General features: G+C 68.9%; 19 protein-coding genes and 1 tRNA gene. 17 read left to right on the forward strand and 3 right to left on the reverse strand.

Going from position 1 to position 20,609, the window contains the following annotated elements; all coding sequences use genetic code 11:
* Nucleotides 1-8: 8 nt before the first annotated feature.
* From metG to VV02_RS27315, 3 genes are all read left to right on the forward strand, one after another.
* Complete coding sequence (metG, locus tag VV02_RS08560) at nucleotides 9-2,075, forward strand: methionine--tRNA ligase (protein WP_083450019.1); 2,067 nt, start codon at nucleotides 9-11, stop codon at nucleotides 2,073-2,075.
* Between the two features lie 8 nt (nucleotides 2,076-2,083).
* Nucleotides 2,084-2,941 (forward strand): TatD family hydrolase, encoded by an 858-nt coding sequence (locus VV02_RS08565; RefSeq protein ID WP_052590982.1) that lies wholly within the window; start codon nucleotides 2,084-2,086, stop codon nucleotides 2,939-2,941.
* A 302-nt stretch (nucleotides 2,942-3,243) separates the two neighbouring features.
* The gene (locus VV02_RS27315; protein WP_169787663.1) at nucleotides 3,244-4,020 is read left to right on the forward strand and encodes a resuscitation-promoting factor; all 777 of its coding nucleotides are present in this window, start codon (nucleotides 3,244-3,246) and stop codon (nucleotides 4,018-4,020) included.
* A gap of 36 nt (nucleotides 4,021-4,056) precedes the next feature.
* Here the strand turns inward: VV02_RS27315 and VV02_RS08575 are convergent, their stop codons facing one another.
* Entirely contained in the window at nucleotides 4,057-4,914 is an 858-nt protein-coding gene (locus tag VV02_RS08575; protein ID WP_052590984.1) for a helix-turn-helix domain-containing protein, read from the reverse strand.
* Nucleotides 4,915-4,986: 72 nt separating this feature from the next.
* On the opposite strand from VV02_RS08575, the gene VV02_RS08580 reads away from it, so the two are divergent.
* The 5 genes from VV02_RS08580 (at nucleotide 4,987) to VV02_RS08600 (ending at nucleotide 10,992) form a co-directional block, all read left to right on the forward strand.
* A complete protein-coding gene (locus VV02_RS08580) occupies nucleotides 4,987-5,838 on the forward strand; it encodes a phytanoyl-CoA dioxygenase family protein (protein WP_052596741.1) in 852 nt (283 codons plus the stop codon).
* Between the two features lie 46 nt (nucleotides 5,839-5,884).
* A complete protein-coding gene (gene rsmA / locus VV02_RS08585; RefSeq protein WP_052596742.1) occupies nucleotides 5,885-6,742 on the forward strand; it encodes a 16S rRNA (adenine(1518)-N(6)/adenine(1519)-N(6))-dimethyltransferase RsmA in 858 nt (285 codons plus the stop codon).
* 56 nt (nucleotides 6,743-6,798) lie between these two features.
* Nucleotides 6,799-7,734, forward strand: a complete 936-nt coding sequence (locus VV02_RS08590; RefSeq protein WP_052590985.1) for a 4-(cytidine 5'-diphospho)-2-C-methyl-D-erythritol kinase — start codon at nucleotides 6,799-6,801, stop codon at nucleotides 7,732-7,734.
* Nucleotides 7,735-7,832: 98 nt separating this feature from the next.
* The gene (locus VV02_RS08595; RefSeq protein WP_052590986.1) at nucleotides 7,833-9,665 is read left to right on the forward strand and encodes an ABC-F family ATP-binding cassette domain-containing protein; all 1,833 of its coding nucleotides are present in this window, start codon (nucleotides 7,833-7,835) and stop codon (nucleotides 9,663-9,665) included.
* 184 nt (nucleotides 9,666-9,849) lie between these two features.
* Entirely contained in the window at nucleotides 9,850-10,992 is a 1,143-nt protein-coding gene (locus VV02_RS08600; protein WP_052590987.1) for a helix-turn-helix domain-containing protein, read from the forward strand.
* A 19-nt stretch (nucleotides 10,993-11,011) separates the two neighbouring features.
* Here the strand turns inward: VV02_RS08600 and VV02_RS08605 are convergent, their stop codons facing one another.
* Nucleotides 11,012-11,515: a MarR family winged helix-turn-helix transcriptional regulator gene (locus VV02_RS08605; RefSeq protein WP_052590988.1), complete on the reverse strand. Its 504-nt coding sequence runs from the start codon at nucleotides 11,513-11,515 to the stop codon at nucleotides 11,012-11,014.
* A 115-nt stretch (nucleotides 11,516-11,630) separates the two neighbouring features.
* Here VV02_RS08605 and VV02_RS08610 point away from each other — a divergent pair, with 115 nt between their 5' ends.
* Complete coding sequence (locus tag VV02_RS08610; RefSeq protein WP_052590989.1) at nucleotides 11,631-12,425, forward strand: methyltransferase domain-containing protein; 795 nt, start codon at nucleotides 11,631-11,633, stop codon at nucleotides 12,423-12,425.
* Nucleotides 12,422-12,781 (forward strand): VOC family protein, encoded by a 360-nt coding sequence (locus VV02_RS08615; protein WP_052590990.1) that lies wholly within the window; start codon nucleotides 12,422-12,424, stop codon nucleotides 12,779-12,781. The genes VV02_RS08610 and VV02_RS08615 overlap by 4 nt, the downstream gene beginning before the upstream one ends.
* A gap of 3 nt (nucleotides 12,782-12,784) precedes the next feature.
* Here the strand turns inward: VV02_RS08615 and VV02_RS08620 are convergent, their stop codons facing one another.
* A complete protein-coding gene (locus tag VV02_RS08620; RefSeq protein ID WP_342667825.1) occupies nucleotides 12,785-13,417 on the reverse strand; it encodes a TetR/AcrR family transcriptional regulator in 633 nt (210 codons plus the stop codon).
* A 182-nt stretch (nucleotides 13,418-13,599) separates the two neighbouring features.
* Here VV02_RS08620 and VV02_RS08625 point away from each other — a divergent pair.
* From VV02_RS08625 to VV02_RS08655, 7 genes are all read left to right on the forward strand, one after another.
* Nucleotides 13,600-13,678 (forward strand) — tRNA-Gln (locus VV02_RS08625).
* Between the two features lie 173 nt (nucleotides 13,679-13,851).
* Nucleotides 13,852-15,348: a bifunctional UDP-N-acetylglucosamine diphosphorylase/glucosamine-1-phosphate N-acetyltransferase GlmU gene (gene glmU, locus VV02_RS08630; protein ID WP_052590992.1), complete on the forward strand. Its 1,497-nt coding sequence runs from the start codon at nucleotides 13,852-13,854 to the stop codon at nucleotides 15,346-15,348.
* Nucleotides 15,345-16,328 (forward strand): ribose-phosphate diphosphokinase, encoded by a 984-nt coding sequence (locus tag VV02_RS08635; protein WP_052590993.1) that lies wholly within the window; start codon nucleotides 15,345-15,347, stop codon nucleotides 16,326-16,328. Before glmU ends, VV02_RS08635 begins: the two co-directional genes overlap by 4 nt.
* 337 nt (nucleotides 16,329-16,665) lie before the next feature.
* Nucleotides 16,666-17,328, forward strand: coding sequence for a 50S ribosomal protein L25/general stress protein Ctc (locus tag VV02_RS08640; protein ID WP_052590994.1), 663 nt, complete (start codon nucleotides 16,666-16,668; stop codon nucleotides 17,326-17,328).
* An 84-nt stretch (nucleotides 17,329-17,412) separates the two neighbouring features.
* Nucleotides 17,413-18,183 (forward strand): phosphotransferase enzyme family protein, encoded by a 771-nt coding sequence (locus tag VV02_RS08645; protein WP_245633028.1) that lies wholly within the window; start codon nucleotides 17,413-17,415, stop codon nucleotides 18,181-18,183.
* A gap of 12 nt (nucleotides 18,184-18,195) precedes the next feature.
* Nucleotides 18,196-18,786, forward strand: a complete 591-nt coding sequence (gene pth / locus VV02_RS08650; RefSeq protein ID WP_052590995.1) for an aminoacyl-tRNA hydrolase — start codon at nucleotides 18,196-18,198, stop codon at nucleotides 18,784-18,786.
* Nucleotides 18,787-19,535: 749 nt separating this feature from the next.
* Nucleotides 19,536-20,603 (forward strand): hypothetical protein, encoded by a 1,068-nt coding sequence (locus VV02_RS08655; RefSeq protein ID WP_052590996.1) that lies wholly within the window; start codon nucleotides 19,536-19,538, stop codon nucleotides 20,601-20,603.
* The last annotated feature ends 6 nt before the right edge of the window (nucleotides 20,604-20,609 follow it).

Here is a 20,609-nt window from a genome sequence, read left to right on the forward strand (position 1 = left end):
TGCGTCCCATGAGCAAAGTCCTGACTGCCGTCGCCTGGCCGTACACCAACGGCCCGCGCCACATCGGCCACGTGGCCGGTTTTGGTGTGCCCTCTGACGTGTTCAGCAGGTACATGCGCATGGCGGGCCACGACGTACTGATGGTCAGCGGCACCGACGAGCACGGCACCCCGATCCTGGTCCTCGCCGATCAGGAAGGTGTCACCCCGCGCGAGCTGGTCGACAAGTACAACGCGGTGATCGTGCAGGACCTCACGGACCTGGGGCTGTCGTACGACCTGTTCACCCGGACCACGACGGCCAACCACTACGCGGTCGTGCAGGAGATGTTCGAGACCTGCCGCCGCAACGGTTACATGGTCGAGCAGACGACGCGCGGCGCGATCTCGCCGTCGACCGGTCGTACGCTGCCCGACCGCTACATCGAGGGCACCTGCCCGATCTGTGGCTTCGGTGAGGCGCGCGGCGACCAGTGCGACAACTGCGGCAACCAGCTCGACCCCACCGACCTGATCGAGCCGCGCTCGAAGATCAACGGTGAGGTGCCGAAGTTCATCGAGACCCAGCACTTCTTCCTCGACCTGCCCGCGCTCAAGGATGCGCTGACCGAGTGGCTCGACGGGCGTGCGGCGAGCGGTGACTGGCGCCCCAACGTCATCAAGTTCAGCCAGAACATCCTCAAGGACATCCGGCCGCGCGCGATGACCCGCGACATCGACTGGGGCATCCCGATCCCGGTGGACGGCTGGGAGACCAAGCGTTTCTACGTCTGGTTCGACGCCGTCATCGGCTACCTCTCCGCCTCCATCGAGTGGGCCCGCCGCCTCGGCGACGACGACAAGTGGCGCGAGTGGTGGAACACACCAACGGGACAAGGGAACTCGAGCACTACGCAAGCGGACTCGGCGAAGTCGACGGAGCTCGGAGGAGCCGACGAAGGAGGCGCCACCGAGCGGAGGAGCGAAGCCCAGAAGGAGTCAGAAGGGTGCATGGAGTCTGCCGACGAAGGAGGCAGAGTGCATGCGTACTTCATGGGTAAAGACAACATCGTGTTCCACTCCCAGATCTGGCCGGCCGAGCTGTTGGCGTACGACGGCCGCGGGTCGCGCGGGGGCGAGCCGGGTCCGTACGGCGACCTGGCCCTGCCGACCGAGGTGGTCTCGAGCGAGTTCCTGACGATGGAGGGCAAGCAGTTCTCCACGTCGCGAGGGCACGTGATCTACGTGCAGGACGTCATCGCCCGCTACGGCCCGGACCCGCTGCGCTACTTCATCTCGGCGGCCGGCCCGGAGAACCAGGACTCCAACTTCACCTGGGCCGAGTTCGTGCAGCGCAACAACTCCGAGCTGGTCGCCGGCTGGGGCAACCTGGTCAATCGCACGGCGAGCATGATCCACAAGAAGTTCGGCGAGATCCCGAAGCCCTGGCCGCTCGAGCCGGTCGATGAGAAGGTCCTGCGCACCGTCGAGGACGGCTTCGGTTCGGTGGGTGAGCTGATCGGCAAGCATCGCCAGAAGGCCGCACTCGCCGAGGCGATGCGACTGGTGGGCGAGGCCAACAAGTACGTCTCCGACACCGAGCCCTTCAAGCTCAAGGCGAAGGACGAGCAGGAGCGCCTGGCGACGATCCTGCACACGCTGGCGCAGCTGGTCAGCGACCTCAACACGATCCTGGCGCCGTTCCTGCCGCACGCCTCCAACAAGGTGCACGCGGTCATGGGCGGCGAGGGTGAGTTCACGCCGATGCCGCGGGTCGACCAGGTCACTGACCTCGACGACGGCCGCCCCTACCCGATCATCACGGGTGACTACTCGGCCACGCCGCGCTGGGAGCGCCGACCCGTCACGGTCGGCACGTCCATCGAGAAGCCCGCGCCGGTGTTCATCAAGCTCGACCCGAGCGTGGTGGACGAGGAGCTGGCACGCCTCACGCCCGACACGTCTCACATCGTGGAACAAACGGAGGGGTCTCCGGACGCGTCGGCGAGCCCTTCGTCGGCCCCGGCGAACGACCCGGTCGCGGGCGCCTCGGAGGTCACTGAAGCGACCTCCCCGACGTCGACTCCGCGGGCCTGAGGACGACGATGAGCAAGGTTCACGAGACGGGTCACGACGGCACCAAGCCACCGGCCCCCGACCGACTTCCGCTGCCGGTCGTGGACAACCACACCCACCTCGACATGGCCCGCGACGACGGCCCGCCGCCGGACCTGCGTGCGGTCATCGACGAGGCGGTTTCGGTCGGCGTCAACCGCATGGTCCAGATCGGTTGTGACCTCGACGGCGCGCGGTTCACCGCGAAGGTCGTCGACGAGCACCCGGAGCTCCTCGGTGGGGTGGCGATCCACCCCAACGAGGCGCCCCGGATGCACGAGCGTGGTGTCCTCCAGGAGGCGTGGGAGGAGATCGAGCAGATCGCCGCACACCCCCGCATCCGTGTGATCGGCGAGACCGGCCTCGACTACTTCCGTACGGGCCCCGAAGGCGTTGCGGCACAACAGGATTCGTTCCGTTGGCACATCGATCTCGCCAAGCGCACCGGCAAGGCGCTGCAGATCCACGACCGTGACTCGCACGAAGACGTGCTGCGCATCCTCAAAGAAGAAGGTGCACCGGACAAGACGGTCCTGCACTGCTTCTCCGGCGACATCGAGATGGCACGCGAATGCATTGATCGTGGATATTTCCTGTCATTCGCCGGGACGGTCACGTTCAAGAACGCGCGCCCGCTGCGCAACGCGCTGTCGATCGTGCCGCTGGACCAGATCCTGGTCGAGACCGATGCGCCCTACCTGACGCCGTCACCGCACCGCGGCGCGACCAACGCGCCCTACCTCGTGCCGCTCACGATCCGCACGATGGCCGGTGTCCTCAACGTCGACGTACCCGCTCTGTGCCGAGCCGTCTCGGAGGCCAGCGAGAGGGTCTACGGACCCTGGTGATTCGTCGTCCGCCGACGCGGTGGCGGCGACGGTCGTACGACGTCGGTCGCCTCGCGCGCGACGCGTGCGAACGCGAGTGTGACCCAGGCTTCGTTACCGAAACTTGACCCCACCCCAGGGCCTCCTCCAGTGTGGTCGCTGTCCAACCCGAGCGTGATCGACACTCGGACGCGGCCCCATGACGGGCTGTAGGGCAGGCGCCCGCGGGGAGCGCCGCCGGGACATCAGCGCACGACCTCAGTCAGCTGATGAACCATGCCTGCGTCCAGATCGCAACCGGGGTCGCACGACATCGGAGAACCGTGACTTTCAGCGCCAAGAAGACCACCATCCGTACCGCCGCGCTGGCCCTGCTGTCCGTGACCGCTCTCGCCGGTTGTGGCTCGCAGGTCCCCGAGGGTTCGCAGCAGGCCAACCTCCAGCTGCCGAAGCCGACCAGCACCTCGGTCGCCCCGGCCCCGAGCACCAGCACCAGCACCGCCACCCCGACGACGACTAAGCCTGTGTCGCGTCAGAAGGCCGCTGCGAGCGTTGCGACGACCCGCGTGGTCAAGAAGAACCGGACGGTCGAGTTCGGCACCGACCGCAAGACCAGCGACGACTTGGCCAAGGGCAAGACCAAGGTCACCCGTGAGGGCGTCAACGGCACCGCGGTCGTCACCGTCCGCGAGACCCTGATCGACGGCAAGGTCGTCAAGACCAAGGTCCTCGACACCGACGTCACCAAGGCCGCGGTCGACCGCGTCCTCGTCGTCGGCACCAAGACTTCCGCCCCCGCCGAGCGCAAGTCGGCCCCGAAGCCGACTCCGTCGGAGGAGCCCAAGCCGAGCGGCAAGGGCATCGACATGCGTCGCGCGTCCATGTGGGACCGGATCGCGCAGTGCGAGTCCGGTGGCAACTGGAGCATCAACACCGGCAACGGCTACTACGGCGGCCTGCAGTTCAACCTGCAGACCTGGCGCGGAGCCGGCGGTGGCGACTTCGCCTCGCGTCCGGACCTCGCCTCGCGCGCCGAGCAGATCACCGTCGCGAACCGCGTGTACGACGACCGCGGCTCGTCGGCCTGGGGCTGCGCCTGACCTGACGATCTGTACGAACGAACGCCGCCGGATCCCTCACGGGTCCGGCGGCGTTTCGTCGTCCCCCCGCGGCGGCCGGCCGCGTTGCTGCTGCTCGCGAAACGCGCTCGGTGGCAGACCGATCTGTCGGCTGAACAGCCTCGAGAAGTACGCCGGATCCTCATAGCCCACCCTCGCCGCGATCGCCGCCACCGTCAGGTCGGTCTCGGCCAGCAGCGACTTGGCCGCGGACATCCGCGCCTGCACGACGAACTGCTGCGGTGTGCACCCGGCCCCGCGGCGTACGGCGGTGCGCAGCTCCCGCAGTGTCAGGCCCGCGGCGCGGGCATGGTCCTCGACCGACCATGCCCGTGCCGCGTTCGCGGTGAGCCGGCCGAGGGCGTACGGAGCCTCGATCACCCGGTCACGAGCCTGGGCAGCCGCCACGACGACGCGATGCGTCTGCGCTCCGGCCATGGCGTCGCGGTGCGGCTGGTCGGTCCGGGCGCACAGCTGACGGAGCAGCGTGAGCTCCTGGATGAGCTGGGTGGGTTCGACCGGCGTCGCCGGGCGCCTCGCGTCGAGCACCCCAAGGGCGGCGTACGCCTGCGCGTCCTTCCCGTCGAACAGCACCCAGCGCTCGGCCCACCCGTGCGTGTCGGGGCCGTACGAGTGGGGCACGCCCGGCGCGAGCCAGAACGCGAAGGGCGCGCGCACCGCGTGGCGCCGGCCGTCGTACTCCAGCCAGCCCTGTCCTTGCTCGATGAGAACCAGCGCGTACGAGTCGAGGGAGCGGGCGCGGACCGGCTCGACGGGCCCGGACTGCTCGCCGACGCCCAGGCAGGTGAGGCCGAGGCGGCGATGCTGCGCACCGGGCGTCAGATAGCTCGACCACGAGGAGGCGGCAGGAGTCATCTGTAGAAGAGTCCATCAGCCCGACACGCTTGTCCATGGCGGCGAGTGGGGATGTCCGCGGACTCTGGTCACATGCTCAGCTCGAACGGCTACGTCCTCGATGAGTCCGACTCCCGGCTCGGCCGGCTGGAACCCGTCCCCAGGCGCGAGCTCGGCGACCGTGCGCTGCTGTGGGAGCGGCTGCGCCGCGACGGCTACCTGTACCTGCGCAAGGCGCTGGACCCGGCGTACGTCATGGCGTTCCGGCGGCACTACTTCGAGACGCTCGCGGAGTCCGGCCTGGTCAACGCGGGCACCGACCCGGCTGACGGCATCTCGGGAGCCGGCGATCTCGATCGCGCGCGCTTTCGTGAGCTGCTGTTCGGGCGCATCGTCCCTGGCCGGGAGTACGCCGACTTCTGCACCCAGCCGGCCCTGCGCGACTGGTTCGCCTGGCTCTTCGAGGCCGACCCTTTCCTGCACCGCCGCAAGATCATCCGCCACGGGCGTCCCGGCGAGGCCGGTATAGGCACGGCGACTCAGGCGCACTACGACCTGGTCTACCTGCGCGAGGGCACGGATCGACTGCTCTCGGCCTGGATCCCGCTCGGGGACTGTCCGCTGGCCCGCGGCGGGCTGACCTACCTGGAGGGCAGCCACCACGTCGTCCGACGCCACGAGGCGAGTGAGAGACGTCAGCACCCGGCCGCGTCCATCACGGCCGACCTGCCCGCCCTGGCCGAGCAGCACGACGCCCGCTGGCTGGTGGCCGACTACGAGGCGGGCGACGTCGTGGTGCACTCGCCGCACATCGTCCACGCATCGCTGGACAACACCGACCCGGACGGTGTGATGCGGCTGTCGACGGACATCCGCTACCAGCGTCGGGATGACCCGATCGACTGGCGGTGGGGCCAGGACTGGCACATCGACGACGGGCTCTGATGAGCCTCTCGGGGCCTGCGGCCGACGCCGCCTAGAGTTGCCGTCCATGACGGAGCCCCACCTGCTCGGCGCGAGCGAGATCCGCGAGATCGCCGGTCGCCTCGGCATCCGCCCCACCAAGCACTGGGGTCAGAACTTCGTCATTGACGCCAACACGGTCCGCAAGATCGTCCGTCTCGCCGAGGTCGGTCCCGAGGACTGCGTGGTCGAGGTCGGCCCCGGACTCGGATCGCTGACCCTCGCCCTGCTCGGCGCCGCTGCCCATGTGACCGCGGTCGAGGTCGACCCGGCGCTCGCGGCCGAGCTGCCGCTCACCGTCCAGGCCCAGGCGCCGGCGTACGCCGACCGGTTGACTCTGGTGACCGCGGACGCCATGACCGTGACCTGGCTGCCGGACCCGCAGCCGACCGCGCTGGTCGCCAACCTGCCCTACAACGTCTCTGTGCCCGTGGTGCTGTCGTTCCTGGAGCGGTTCCCGACGCTGGAGCGATCGCTCGTCATGGTCCAGCTCGAGGTCGCCGAACGGCTCGCAGCGTCACCCGGCTCCAAGGTCTACGGCGTGCCCAGCGTCAAGGCGGGCTGGTACGCCGACGTCCGGCTCGCCGACCGCGTCGGCCGCAACGTGTTCTGGCCGGCGCCCAACGTCGACTCGGGGCTGGTGTCACTCGTCCGTCGACCGCAGCCGGTGACCACCGCGCGGCGTGAGGACGTCTTCGCCTGCATCGACGCAGCCTTCGCCCAACGACGCAAGACGCTGCGCGCGGCACTGTCCGGGTGGGCCGGCTCTGCGCCCACGGCAGAGACCTACCTGAGGGCCGCCGACATCGATCCGCAGACCCGCGGCGAGCGGCTGCGGATCGAGGACTTCGCCCGCATCGCCGAGGCCAAGCAGCAGCTCACCTGAAGACTGCTGCGGACGGTGGGGCTGGCTGCTCACCGACTACATCTAGGGTGGGCCGCATGAGCGCTGCGATCCTTCCGCCCCGCGGTGTGGTTGCGCGCGTGCCGGCCAAGGTCAACCTGGAGCTTCGGGTCGGCCCGCGCCGTGCGGACGGCTTCCATGCGCTCTCGACCGTCTACCACGCCGTCGACCTGACCGACGAGATCACCGTCGAGTCCGCCGAGGAGTGGGGTGTGACCGTCCTCGGCCCGTACGCCGGCCGTGTCCCGACCGACGAATCCAACCTCGCGATGCGCGCGGCGCGTGCCGTTGCGGCGCTCGCCGACGTCGACGAGCCGGTCCACATCACCATTGACAAGTCGATCCCGGTCGCCGGCGGCATGGCGGGCGGTTCAGCCGATGCGGCCGGCACGCTGCTCGCGTGTGACTCGCTGTGGCAGACCGACCTCAGCCGCAGTGACCTCGAGGAGGCCGCGGCCGAACTGGGCAGCGACGTGCCGTTCCTGCTGACGGGCGGCACCGCCATCGGCTCCGGTCGTGGCGAGCAGGTCGTGCCGGTGCTCACCCAGGGCACGTTCCACTGGGTCTTCGCGCTGCACCACAGCGGACTGTCCACGGCCGACGTCTATGCCGAGTGCGACCGGCTGCGCGCTGACGAGGACGTCCCGGTGCCCGAGCCGTCCGGAGAGCTGATGACCGCGCTGCGAGCAGGCGACGTCGACCAGCTGGCGTCCGCCCTGATGAACGACCTCGAGCCGGCTGCCTGCTCGCTCGACTCGACGCTGCGCAAGACGATGGCCGCCGGCCTGACCCACGGAGCGCTCGCAACGACGGTCTCCGGGTCTGGGCCGACGGTCGCGTTCCTCGCTCGTGACAAGGCCGCAGCGCTCGACCTGATGGTCTCCCTGTCTGCCGACGGCGTGGCGGACGATGTCGTCCACGCGCGTGGTCCGGCAGCGGGGGCCCACATCCTCAACGACATCACGGTCCGATGAGCGGCTTCACCGCCGGAACTGAGTACTGGTTGTTCGACGCGGTTCCAACTGAGTCGAACCACCGGTACTCAGTTTCGACGGACAGAACTTAAGGCAGAATGGCGAATCTTCTTTCGGCCGAACGCATCTCATTGATGCTCGGCACACGGCACATCCTTGACGAAGTCTCACTGGGCATCGGCGGCGGCGACCGGATCGGCGTGGTCGGACGCAACGGCGGCGGCAAGTCCACGCTGCTACGCGTGCTCCAAGGAGACCAGGCGGTCGACTCCGGTCGGGTGACTCGCGTCGGCAGTCTCACTATCGGCGTGCTCTCACAGGTCGACACGCTGCCGGCCGGCGCCACCGTCGCCGACGCGGTGCTCGGTGACCGCGCCGAGCACGAGTGGGCGGGTGACTCGCGGATCCGAGACGTCCTCAACGGTCTCCTCGGCGGTCTTGAGTTCGCAGGACTCGGCGGTCCTGACGCCGTCGTCGGCCCTCTATCCGGTGGCGAGCGGCGCCGAATCTCGTTGGCACGCCTACTGATCGACGACCCTGACCTGCTGCTCCTGGACGAGCCGACCAACCATCTCGACGTCGAAGGCGTGCAGTGGCTGGCCGACTTCCTCGTCCAGCGCCGCACCCGGCCGGACAGCGCCGTCGTCACGATCACGCACGATCGGTGGTTCCTGGACGCGATCTCCACGTTCACCTGGGAGGTCATCCAGGGCCGGGTGGAGTCGTACGAAGGCGGTTACGCGGCGTACGTCCTCGCCAAGGCCGAGCGCACCCGCGTCGCGGCGGTCACGCAGGAGCGGCAGGACAACCTGCTGCGCAAGGAGCTGGCATGGCTCCAACGCGGAGCGCCGGCACGGACGAGCAAGCCGAAGTTCCGGATCGAGGCGGCCAATCAGCTCATCGAGCGGGAGCCGCCGCCCCGCGACGACGTGGCGCTGGCGAGGTTCGCGACCACGCGGCTCGGCAAGGACGTCATCGACCTGCTCGACGCGACCGTGCAGCTGGGCGACCGCACCATCCTGGACAAGCAGACCTGGCGCCTGGCTCCAGGCGAGCGGACGGGCATCGTCGGCGTCAACGGCGCGGGCAAGTCGACGCTCCTGCGCGCGATCAGCGGCGAGGTGCCGCTCAGCGCCGGCAAGCGCAAGGTCGGCAAGACCGTCGAGCTGGCCTACCTGAGCCAGGAGGTGCGCGAGCTCGAACGCCTTCTCGGGATGAGCGTGATCGACGCGATCACCGAGGTCCGCTCCTTCACCATGCTGGACGGCAAGGAGATCAGCGCGAGCCAGCTGGCGAAGCGGCTCGGGTTCGACGGCCCGCGCCAGCAGGTGCGGGTGAGTGCCCTGTCCGGTGGCGAGCGTCGGCGCCTGCAGCTGCTGCGGCTGCTGATGCAGGAGCCCAACGTGCTGCTCCTCGACGAGCCGACCAACGACCTCGACATCGAGACGCTGACCTCGATGGAGGACGTGCTCGACGGCTGGGCCGGCACGCTGCTGGTCGTCTCGCACGACCGCTACCTGCTCGAGCGGATGTGCGACCGCCAGCTCGCGCTCATGGGCGACGGTCAGATCCGCGAGCTGCCCGGCGGTGTCGAGCAGTACCTCGCGCTCCGTCACGACCAGCACCAAGAGGTCGAGCGACGCACGGCCCGTACGTCGAAGGCTGCGGCCGCGCAGCCGCCGTCGCCGGCGGCAGGTGACCCGTCGTCGTACAGCCCGGCGCAGCAGCGTGAGGCCCGTAAGGAGCTGGCACGGGTCGAGCGCGCGCTGGCCCGACTGACCGAGCGAGAGAAGCGGTTGCACGACCAGATGCTGGACGCCGCCACTGATCACGAGCAGACCACGAGCCTCAGCGGCCAGCTGCGTGAGGTTCACGACGAGAAGGAACGGCTCGAGCTGGCCTGGCTCGAAGCGGCGGAGATCGCTGACTGAAGCGGTTTAAGCCGCTGCTGCGGAACCCCCGACACACCCCACCGCGTCACTAATCTGTTGAGGCGGACCATCCAGCCGAGACACAGTGGCCACCGACATTGCCGGCGGATCCGACCCGCGTGTGAGCACGGTCGGAGCGTTCTGGAATTCTTGGTCCGAGCGAGCGACGAAAAGGGGATCGAGCGTGAACGAGGTTGGCAGCAGGCTTCGCCGACTTCGTCGCGACCTCAGGCTCTCCCAGACCGACCTGGCCGGAGATCGATTCACCGCCAGCTACGTGTCGCACATCGAGCGCGGACGGCGCCGCATCAGCGCCGAAGCCCTGGAGTATTTCGCCCAGCAGCTCGGTGTTGACCAGGACCAGCTGCGCGACGAACGCCGCGACGGCCACGAGCCGACACCGAGCGCGATGGCCACCAACTTCCTGGTCGAGTCGGACACCGCGTGGCGCGAGCAGGACCACGCCCGCGTCCTGCGGCTGACCGAGGAGGCCGTGGCCGGTATCGACCGCCGCGAGCACCCCGAGCTGTGGTGGGTCGTCCAGCACCGCCGGGTCGATGCGCATCTGGCGCGTGGGGAGCATGCCGACGCCCTGACCGTGTGCCAGGACCTGCTGCGCGAGCCCGTCACCCGCGCCGACTCCTCCCTGCACATGCGCGTGCTCGCCAAGAAGGCGGACGCGGCGCGCGGTCTGCGGCGGATGGGCGATGCGGTCTCCGCCGCGCAGGAGGCCGTCAACCGTGCCGCCGAGCTGTCGCCCGAGCACCGTCTCCTTGCGCTCCGTTCGCTGATCGCAGCGGCTGCGGCAGCCGATCACGAACCCATGCTGCAGCGAGCGCACAGCCAGCTGCGCGGTCTCGACATCACGCACCTCCCGCCCGTGGCAGCCGGTCAGGCCTACTGGGCGATGGGAGACGCCTGGCTGGTGCGCGGCGAGGTCGTGCACGGCAGCCGCTGCCACGAACGCGCGGCTCTGCTGATGCGCGGTCAGGTCGATCTGCGCACCTGGGGGCGGTTCTGCAAGGACAGCGCTCGCGTCCGGATGGGTGCCGGCATCGTCGACGGGATCCGGCCGCTGGTGCAGGAGTTCACGGTCTGCCTCAACCGGGCCGGCACGGCGACCGACCGCGCGGAGGCGCTGGTCGTGGCGGCTCAGCTCGCGGTGCTCACGGGTGACATGGCCGAGGCGACCCGCCTGCTCGCGGCCGCGGACCGCTCGGTCGGCGACAGCGACGACGAGGTGCTGGCGCTGCGCGACCGGCTGCGTGCCGAGGTGGCGCGCGACAAGCGACCGGTGCCCGCAGCCGTACGCCGACGGGCCACCTGAGCGGTCGACTTCCAGCCGGTCAGCCCTCGAGGGCGGCCAGCAGAGTGCGCAACGACATGGCCAGCCGGTCCCGTTCGCGTACCGGCAGGTGACTCAGCAGCTCCTGCTCGCGCTCCAGCAGATCGGCCATCGCGGCATCGACAACCTGACGACCGTCGTCGGTGAGCCGCACCAGGACGCCGCGACGATCGCTGGGAGCCGGCCCTCGGCGTACGAGACCACGCTTCTCCAGGCGGTCCACCCGATTGGTCATGGTGCCGCTGGTCACCAGCGTCTGCTGCATGAGCGAGCCGGGGGACAGCTCGTAGGGGTCGCCCGCGCGACGCAGAGCGGACAGGACGTCGAACTCCCAGCCTTCGAGCTGGTGCTCGGCAAAGGCCGTCCCGCGCGCCAGGTCCAGGCGGCGGGCCAGCCGCGAGATACGGGAGAGCACGTGCAGGGGTGCGACATCGAGGTCGGCGCGTTCGCGCTGCCACGCATCGACGATGACGTCGACCTCGTCCTGGCGGCCACGAGCTGTCATGCGGCAAGTGTAGTCAGCATCAAGTTTCTTGACATCGAGACATCTACGAGTATCTTGATGTCAAGATAGTTCGCGCTGGGGGCCATGCCCTCACCATCGTGCAAGGAGGCACGTCGTGACGACCTGGGACCCCGCTCAGTACGAACGCTTCGCAGACCACCGCACTCGACCATTCTTTGATCTGCTTGGCCGAGTCGGAGCCGAAAACCCTTCTCTCGTCATCGATCTCGGCTGTGGCAACGGGCCGATGACGCTCGCCGCGGCCGATCGGTGGCCAGACGCGCGGGTCATCGGCGTGGACAGCTCCGCAGACATGCTCGAGCGTGCCCGCGATCTCGACGCCGATGGTCGCGTCGAGTGGGTGGAGGCTGACGTCGCGGCCTGGGACCTCTCCGGAGTCGGGGCCCCGGACGTGATCGTCAGCAACGCCACCCTGCAGTGGGTGCCCTCGCACCGCGAGCTGATCCCGACGTGGCTGGAGGCCCTTCGGCCGGGCGGCTGGTTCGCGATGCAGGTCCCCGGCAACTTCGCCGCCCCTTCGCACGTGGCCGTCCGCGAGGTGGCCGCCGCCCAGCCCCGAGGACCCGAGCTGACCGCCGCACTGCGTGAGGCGCCGGTGGACGATCCGGTGGCGTACGCCGACCTGCTGGCCGGACGATGCCCTCACGTCGACGCGTGGGAGACGACGTACGTGCAGGTGCTCGACCCGGGCGGTGAGCAGCCCTCGCCTGTGCTCGAGTGGGTGAAGGGGACGGCGCTGCGGCCGATCTTGGATCGGCTCGATACGGAGGAGCAGGCCGCGTTCCTGGCCGAGCTCGGGACCCGGCTCGGGCATGACTACCCGCGCCGGTCGTACGGCACGCCTTTCCCGTTCCGACGGATCTTCGCGGTCGGGCAGGTGGCGTCATGACAGCGCTCGGGCTGCACCACGTCCAGGTCGCCTGCCCTGCCGGCTCGGAGGACGCCCTGCGCGGCTTCTACGCCGGCGTGCTCGGGCTGCCTGAGGTCGAGAAGCCTGAGGCCCTGCGGGCGCGCGGTGGGTGCTGGTTCCAGGTGGGGGAGGCGCAGATCCACTGCGGCGTCGAGGCGGACTTCCGACCCGCTCTCAAAGCGCACCCGTGCCTGCTCGTCGATGACGTCGACGCGCTGGCAGCGGCCGTGGCGGAGTCCGGTGGCGACGTGCGGTGGGACGAGCAGATCGTCGGCGTACGGCGCTTCCACACCGACGACCCGGTCGGCAACCGCATCGAGATTCAGCAGGCCTGACGGTCAGCTCTTGCGGCCCAGCTTCGGCTTGGGCTCCATGCCGGTCAGGCCGTTCCAGATGAGGTTGACCATGTGGGCGGCGAGCTCCTCCTTCTTGACCTTGCGGCCCGACTCCAGCCACCACTCGCCCGTCAGCGCGATGCACCCGAGCAGCATCTGCGCATAGATCGGGACGGACTTCATGTCGAGGTTGGTCTTCTTGAACGTCGTGGCCAGAGCCTGCTCGACCTGCACCGCGATGTCGGACATCAGGCTGCCCAGCGAGCCGCCGGTGTGCCACGACGGCGAGTCATGAGTCAGCACGCGGAAGCCGTCCGGTGAGTCCTGGATGTAGGTGAGCACGGCCAGCGCGGCGTCCTCGAGCAGCTGGTGCGGTGAGCTCTCGTCAGCGGTGAGCGCCTTGGTGATGACCTCCAGCATCCGCGCCATCTCGCGGTCGACCACGACGGCGTACAGCCCCTCTTTGCCGCCGAAGTGCTCGTAGATCAGCGGCTTGGTCACCCCGGCCTTCGACGCGATCTCCTCGACGGTGGTGGCGCCGACGCCGCGTTCGGCGAACACCTGACGTCCGACCACGATCAGCTGCTCACGACGTTGCTGGCCGGTCATCCGCGACCGGGACGGGTTGGTGCTCACTGACCCATTGTGACGCCCCACGCGGTCGGATCGGTCAGCCATCCTCGGTCATGCGGGACGCGACCGATGTGTCGCGTCCTGCATGACGGGGGCGAGGGCGAGCCGGACGCCCTGACGGCTCGACTACGCTGAACGCTGGTTCTGCCCGTGGCCGACCCCGATAGGGGCGGAAGGTGGGCCGTTCCCCGGTTGCTCTGCTGGCAGGGGCCGCCTGACTTTGAATCAGGATTAGCGACGTTGGTTCGATTCCAACCCGGGGAGCACATCGCAGTCGCTGCGGCGTACACAGGTTCCGATGTCGGCAGTTGTGTACGCCGGACCGGGCGCCCGCATCGCCTGCTGGCGTCCGCTGGGTGAATGACAGGTAACCTGTCGGCCTGACACGCGACCTCACCGTCGCGCGACTGACCCCCACCTCCCGGAGTGTCCTTCCTGTGAGCGTCTCCCGCCCCGCTGCCGTCATCGTCCTGGCCGCTGGTGACGGCACCCGGATGAAGTCCGACCTCAACAAGATGCTGCACACCATCGGGGGTCGCACCCTCGTGGCGCACGCACTGCTCGCCGCCGCCGGCACCCAGGCCGCGCATCTCGCGGTCACCGTGCGCGCCCAGCGCGAGCGCGTGGCGCCGCAGGTGGCGCAGATCGTGCCCGAGGCGGTCATCGCCGACCAGGACGAGGTCAAGGGCACCGGGCGAGCGGCTGAGTGCGCCCTCGACGCCCTGCCGCCGGACCTGTCCGGCACCGTGCTCGTGACCTACGGCGACACCCCGCTGCTGACCAGCGAGACGCTGCTCGACCTCACTCGCATCCACGAGAGCGCCGGCAACGCGGTCACCGTGCTGACCGCGCACCTCGAGGATCCGACCGGTTATGGCCGGATCTTCCGCGGCCCCGACGGCACGGTGCACGCGATCATCGAGCACAAGGACGCGGTCAAGGCCCGCGACGAGGGCAGCGAGTTCCAGCACGCCCTTGAGATCGGCGAGATCAACTCGGGCATCTACGCCTTCGACGTCGAGGTGCTGCGCACGAGCCTGGCCAAGGTCACCACCGACAACGCGCAGGGCGAGAAGTACCTCACCGACGTGCTCGCCATCGCCCGCGATGGCGGTGGCCGCGTCGACAGCCACAGCATCGAGGACGTCTGGCAGATCGAGGGTGTCAACGACAAGGTGCAGCTGGCGCGCATGGGCAAGGAGCTCAACCGCCGCACGCTGGACCGGCTGATGCGCGAGTCGGGCGCCATCGTCGTCGACCCGGACACGACGTGGGTCGACGCCGAGGTCACCGTCGGCCGCGACACGGTGCTCGAGCCCAACATCCAGCTCAAGGGCGCGACCAGCATCGGCGCGGGTGCCACGATCGGCCCGGACACCACGCTGACCGACACCGAGGTCGGAGACGGGGCCAGCGTCGTACGCACGCAGGCGCACCTGGCCGTCATCGGGCCGGAGGCGACCGTCGGACCGTTCTCCTACCTGCGTCCCGGTACGACGTTGGGCGCCAAGGGCAAGATCGGCGGCTTCGTCGAGACCAAGAACGCCGACATCGGCGCGGGCGCCAAGGTGCCCCACCTGACCTACGCCGGTGACGCGACGATCGGTGAGGGCGCCAACATCGGAGCCGGCACAATCTTCGCCAACTACGACGGCGTGGCCAAGCACCACACCAACGTCGGCAAGCACGCCTTCATCGGCAGCAACTCGGTGATCATCGCGCCGCGCACGATCGCCGACGGGTCGTACGTCGGGGCCGGTTCGGCGATCGAGGTTGACGTGAAGCCCGGACAGATCGCGGTCGCGCGCGGCCGGCAGCGCAACATCGACGGCTGGGTTGCCCGCCGACGGCAGGGGACCAAGACCCACGAGGCCGCCGAAGCGGCGCTCGCGCAGGACCAGGACACCAGTGAGGGCGAGGGCACTCCCGCATGACGAGCAGCATGAAGCGCACCACCGAGAAGAACCTCATGGTGTTCTCCGGCCGTGCACACCCAGGGCTGTCCAAAGAGGTCGCCAAGGAGCTGGGGACCGAGCTGGTGCCGACCGAGGCGCGAGCGTTCGCCAACTCCGAGATCTACGTGCGCTACGAGGAGTCGGTGCGCGGCTGCGACGCGTTCGTCATCCAGAGCCACACCGCTCCGGTCAACGAGTGGATCATGGAGCACCTGATCATGGTCGACGCGCTCAAGCGCGCGTCCGCCAAGCGGATCACCGTGGTCCTGCCGTTCTACGGCTACGCCCGCCAGGACAAGAAGCACCGCGGGCGCGAGCCGATCTCGGCCCGCCTGATGGCTGACCTGTTCAAGACCGCGGGCGCCGACCGGCTGATGGCGGTCGACCTGCACACCGACCAGATCCAGGGCTTCTTCGACGGTCCGGTGGACCACCTGATGGCGCTGCCGATCCTGGCCGACTACGTGCGCGAGAAGTACGGCAACGAGGACCTCGCGGTCGTCTCACCGGACGCCGGTCGCATCAAGGTCGCCGAGCACTGGTCCTCCCGCCTCGGCGGTGCACCGCTGGCGTTCATCCACAAGACCCGCGACATCACCCGGCCCAACGAGTCGGTCGCCAACCGCGTCGTCGGTCAGGTCGAGGGCCGTACCTGCATCCTGGTTGACGACATGATCGACTCGGGCGGCACGATCTGCCACGCGGCTGAGGCGCTGATGAACGACGGCGCTGCCAGCGTCGTCATCGCGGCCACCCACGCGATCCTGTCCGATCCCGCGGTCGAGCGGCTGAAGGCGTCCTCGGCCCGCGAGGTCATCGTCACCGACACACTCCCGATCGCTGCGGAGAAGCGGTTCGACAAGCTCACGGTGCTGTCCATCGCGCCGCTGCTGTCGACCGCGATCCGCGAGGTCTTCGAGGACGGATCCGTGACGAGCATGTTCGACGGCCGCGCCTGACGCTTCCGCTGGTCGAGTAGGCGAGCCGCTCTCGCCGGTCGAGTAGGCGAGCCCCCAGGGCGAGCCGTATCGAGACCAGCTGCGCGCGGCCACGGGGTCTCGATACGCCTCCGCTGGCGCTCCGGCTACTCGACCAGCGATGGGCGCGGATTTGGGGAGAGGCGACGGGTCGTCGTACGATCGTCGGCGTTGCCTCGGCGAGGGACGCTGCACGCGCAGCTCCGTGATCGACGCGGTGGCCCAGATGTCCTCAGGACGTCCGCGGGCTGACGTGTTGTTCGTGCCACGTCCCGCGTCGAGGCCACTGCCACCCCCCGTTGCAACCGAGGAGCCTGACATGGCCCAGTCCGAAACCCGTCTCGTCGCCGAGACCCGTACCGAGTTCGGCAAGGGTGCGGCCCGCCGCATCCGTCGCGCCGACAAGATCCCCGCCGTCCTGTACGGCCACGGTGAGGCCCCGACCCACCTGACCCTGCCGGGTCACGACACCTACCAGGCGCTGAAGAACGTCAACGCGCTGCTGACCATCGAGCTCGAGGGCGAGGACCAGCTCGCGCTGGCCAAGGACGTCCAGCGTGACCCGCTGAAGCCGGTCATCGACCATATCGACCTGGTCATCGTCCGCAAGGGCGAGAAGGTCACCGTCGACGTGCCGGTCCACCTCGAGGGCGAGGCCGCAGCCGAGACGGTCGTCAACCTCGAGAACTCCACCCTCGAGGTCGAGGCCGAGGCGACGGCGATCCCCGAGTCCGTCACCGTGTCCGTCGAGGGCCTCGAGGCCGGCAGCCAGATCCTGGCCAAGGACGTCACGCTGCCCGCCGGCACCACGCTCATCGCCGACGAGGAGCTGCTGGTCGTCAACGTCACCCAGCAGGTCTCGCAGGAGGAGCTGGACGCCGAGCTCGAGGAGGCCGACGCCGAGGCCGGCATCGAGCGCGACGAGCCCGAGACCGATGGCGATGCAGCCGAGGGCGACGCGAAGTCCTCCGACGAGGGCTGATCTTCAGCTGCACCACCTCGAGGGCCCCGGTCCGGCGTACAGCCGGCCGGGGCCTTCGGCATCCCCGCTGGCATGATGCGGGGCGTGCCGACAGTGTGGGGAGACGAGGTCGGGGAACGCCTGCCGGGCGGCAACGTCCACGGCGCGTGGCGCGTCGGCGACACGGTCCGGCGTACGACGGGGCCGTGGTCTCCCGCCGTCCACGCCCTGCTGAAGCACCTGGAGCAGTCAGGGCTGCCGTGCGTGCCCCGCTTCCTCGGGCATGACGGTCTCGGGCGCGAGGTGTTGACGTATCTGCCGGGTCGAGTGGTGGACCTCGACACCGAGGAGCTGTCGGACGGGCAGCTGATCGAGGTCGTCGCGTGGACCCGTGGGCTGCATGCGGCCCTGCAGGACTTCGACCATCCCGGACCGTGGCGGTTCCCGGGACCTGAAGGCCCAATCATGTTGGGGCACAACGATATTGCGCCCTACAACGTGTGCTTCGACGGCGACCGGCTGGCGGGGGTCTTCGACTGGGACCTCGCGGGGCCGACCACGCCCCTGCTTGAGCTGGGCCACATCGCCTGGACCGGCGTACCCCTGTTCCGGGAGACGCCCGATGACGTGGTCCTGGATCGACTGCGACTGATCGCTGCCGCGTACGGCGGCGTACGCCCGCGGCAGGTGCTGGAGGCCTGCCTGGAGCGGACGCAGCTGGCGATCGACGGCATCGAGGCTGCTGTCGCCGCCGGGGACGCCGGCATGATCAACCTGGCTGAGACGACGGGCGAGCCGGAACCGACTCGACTGAGGCGGGCTGCGCTGCTGCGTCGGGTGCCCCATCTGCTCGCGCTGCTGGACGCGGGCGTCTGAGAGGATCGCCGCGTGGACACATGGTTGGTGATCGGGCTGGGCAACCCGGGGACGACGTACGCAGGCAATCGCCACAACGTCGGCGCGATGGTCGTCGATGAGCTCGTACGCCGGTCAGGCGCCAACCTGCGCGCCCACAAGTCCCGGGCCCGCGCGGCGGAGATCCGGCTCGGCACTCTCCCCGGCGGCGTACCTGGCCCGAAGGCCGTGGTCGCCGTGCCGTCCACCTACATGAACGAGTCCGGTGGTCCGGTGGCCGGGCTGATGCAGTTCTTCAAGGTCCCGGCGGAGCGGCTCATCGTGGTGCACGACGAGCTCGACATCGACTTCGCCCAGCTGCGGCTCAAGCGTGGTGGCGGCGAGGGCGGTCACAACGGCCTCCGCTCGATCACCCGCTCGACCGGGACCAAGGACTATCTGCGGGTGCGCGTCGGGATCGGCCGGCCGCCCGGTCGCATGGATCCCGCGGCGTACGTCCTCAAGGACTTCTCCTCCAGCGAGCGTCCCGAGCTGGACTTCCTGCTGCCTGATGCCGCGGATGCGGTGGAGCAGCTGGTGCACGTCGGCCTGACCGCGGCACAAAATGTCATTCACGCTCGATGAGTGACTTTACATTTTCTTGACTGAAACTTGGCTAAGCACTTACCAAACGGTGGCGCCGGGCGTACTCTTACGGCCAGTGGAGGGGGCGGATCTGGACGTCGCGTTCATGGGGACGTCGTCGGAGGGGGCGACGGGACGCGGCCCAGGTCCGGCTACAAGAGCGAGCGAGTTGCCGCCCTGTTCTGCACGTTTTACAGCTCGACCCCATCCATCCACGGCGTCGAAGATCGTTCGTCCGCGATCCGCCAACCCTCCATTGTTTGCCCGGCGGACCAGAGGTGCAAAGAAGCCAACGTTGCGGCCCTCGCCGCCATATCGTGGCTAGTACTTGACTAAAACTTTACTCTCGTCGTTGATCATGCGCCGACGCGATGGTCAGGGCGTTCTGAGGGGGGACTGAGGGAAGCGCTGCGTGCGGTTCGCCACTGAGTCGTCCAGTCCCGCCGTTGACGTTCCCCTCCCGCGGCGGGGCTGGGCCCCAGGTCTGGGGCAGTAGCGGTGAATCGTGACCGGATCGTCACCGGATGGTTCACCTGTGAAAGGCCAGTAGCGGCAGTGAGACATCGCCCCCGCTGCTGCCGCGGGACGTACGAAGTCGGCGATCCGCCTTCAGTACGTGGCTACACTCACTGCTCGGAGGGGAGCCGTCCAGACCCTTGGAGTCTCCTTACATGTCACACACAACCCCAAAGCCCGCCCGTAGACGCGTCGTTGTCAAGGCCGGGGCCCTTGTCGCAGGAGCAGCGGCTGTGCCGCTGTTCGCGGCCTGTGTCCCGTTCGCCGGCGGCTCGTCGATCGGAGCAGCGGACTCGGCGGGCCAGTTGTCGACACAGAGCGCCACGGCAACATCGTCGCAGCACATCAAGCCCAACCCCCGTCAGTACCCGAAGTCCACCCCGACCATTCGGTCAACCACTCACAAGCCTGGGACGGGGCACCACCGACCCTCGAGGCATCGCTCATCGACGGCCACGGCGACGAGCCCGGCGCCGAGCTCGAGCAGCTCGGCACCCTCGCCGACCGCGACTGCTACCTCGAAGCCCGCCCCGGGCGGCTGGCCCGGAGAGTCGAACACCGGAGTTCCGGCGGGCACCTCGCTCAGCGCCTACTCGGGTCCGCTGACGATCACCACGCCTGGCACGACCATCGTCGGCAAGCTCGTCAAGGGTGACCTCGAGATCAAGGCGAAGAACGTCACGATCGTCCGGTCCCAGGTCGAGGGCGGCATCATGACTGTCGACGGCTCTGGCGCCTCCGTCACGCTGACGGACTCAGAGGTCCACGTCGGCCCTCGCGAGGTGAAGGCCGTACAGGGCAACAACTTCACGATCACCCGGACTGAGCTGTCCGGTGGCAACAGTGGTGGCCTGTGCAGCACCTGCACGGTGACCGACTCGTGGATGCACGGCCAGGAGATCCCGTCCAACCAGCCGTGGCACGCCTCGGGATTCCGGGCCGACCAGTACACCACCCTGCGGCACAACACGATCGCGTGTGACGCGCGGGACACGTCCGTGGGTGGTGGATGCTCCGCCGGCCTCACGATGTACGGCGACTGGCAGCCGGTCGCGCACGTCACGATCGACAACAACCTGTTTGTCGCGACGGTCGACGGATCCTTCTGCACCTACGGCGGATCCTCCGGTGGCAAGCCCTACAGCGGTGGCGCGAACAACATCGTGTTCACCAACAACGTGTTCCAGCGTGGCGCGAACGGCGACTGTGGCAAGTACGGCCCGGTCGGCGACTTCGACCCGAAGGCTCCAGGGAACGTGTGGAGCGGCAACCACTGGGACGACGGATCGGTCTTCAACTAAAGACCG

The organism is Luteipulveratus mongoliensis (assembly GCF_001190945.1).
In the GTDB taxonomy this organism is placed as follows: domain Bacteria; phylum Actinomycetota; class Actinomycetes; order Actinomycetales; family Dermatophilaceae; genus Luteipulveratus; species Luteipulveratus mongoliensis.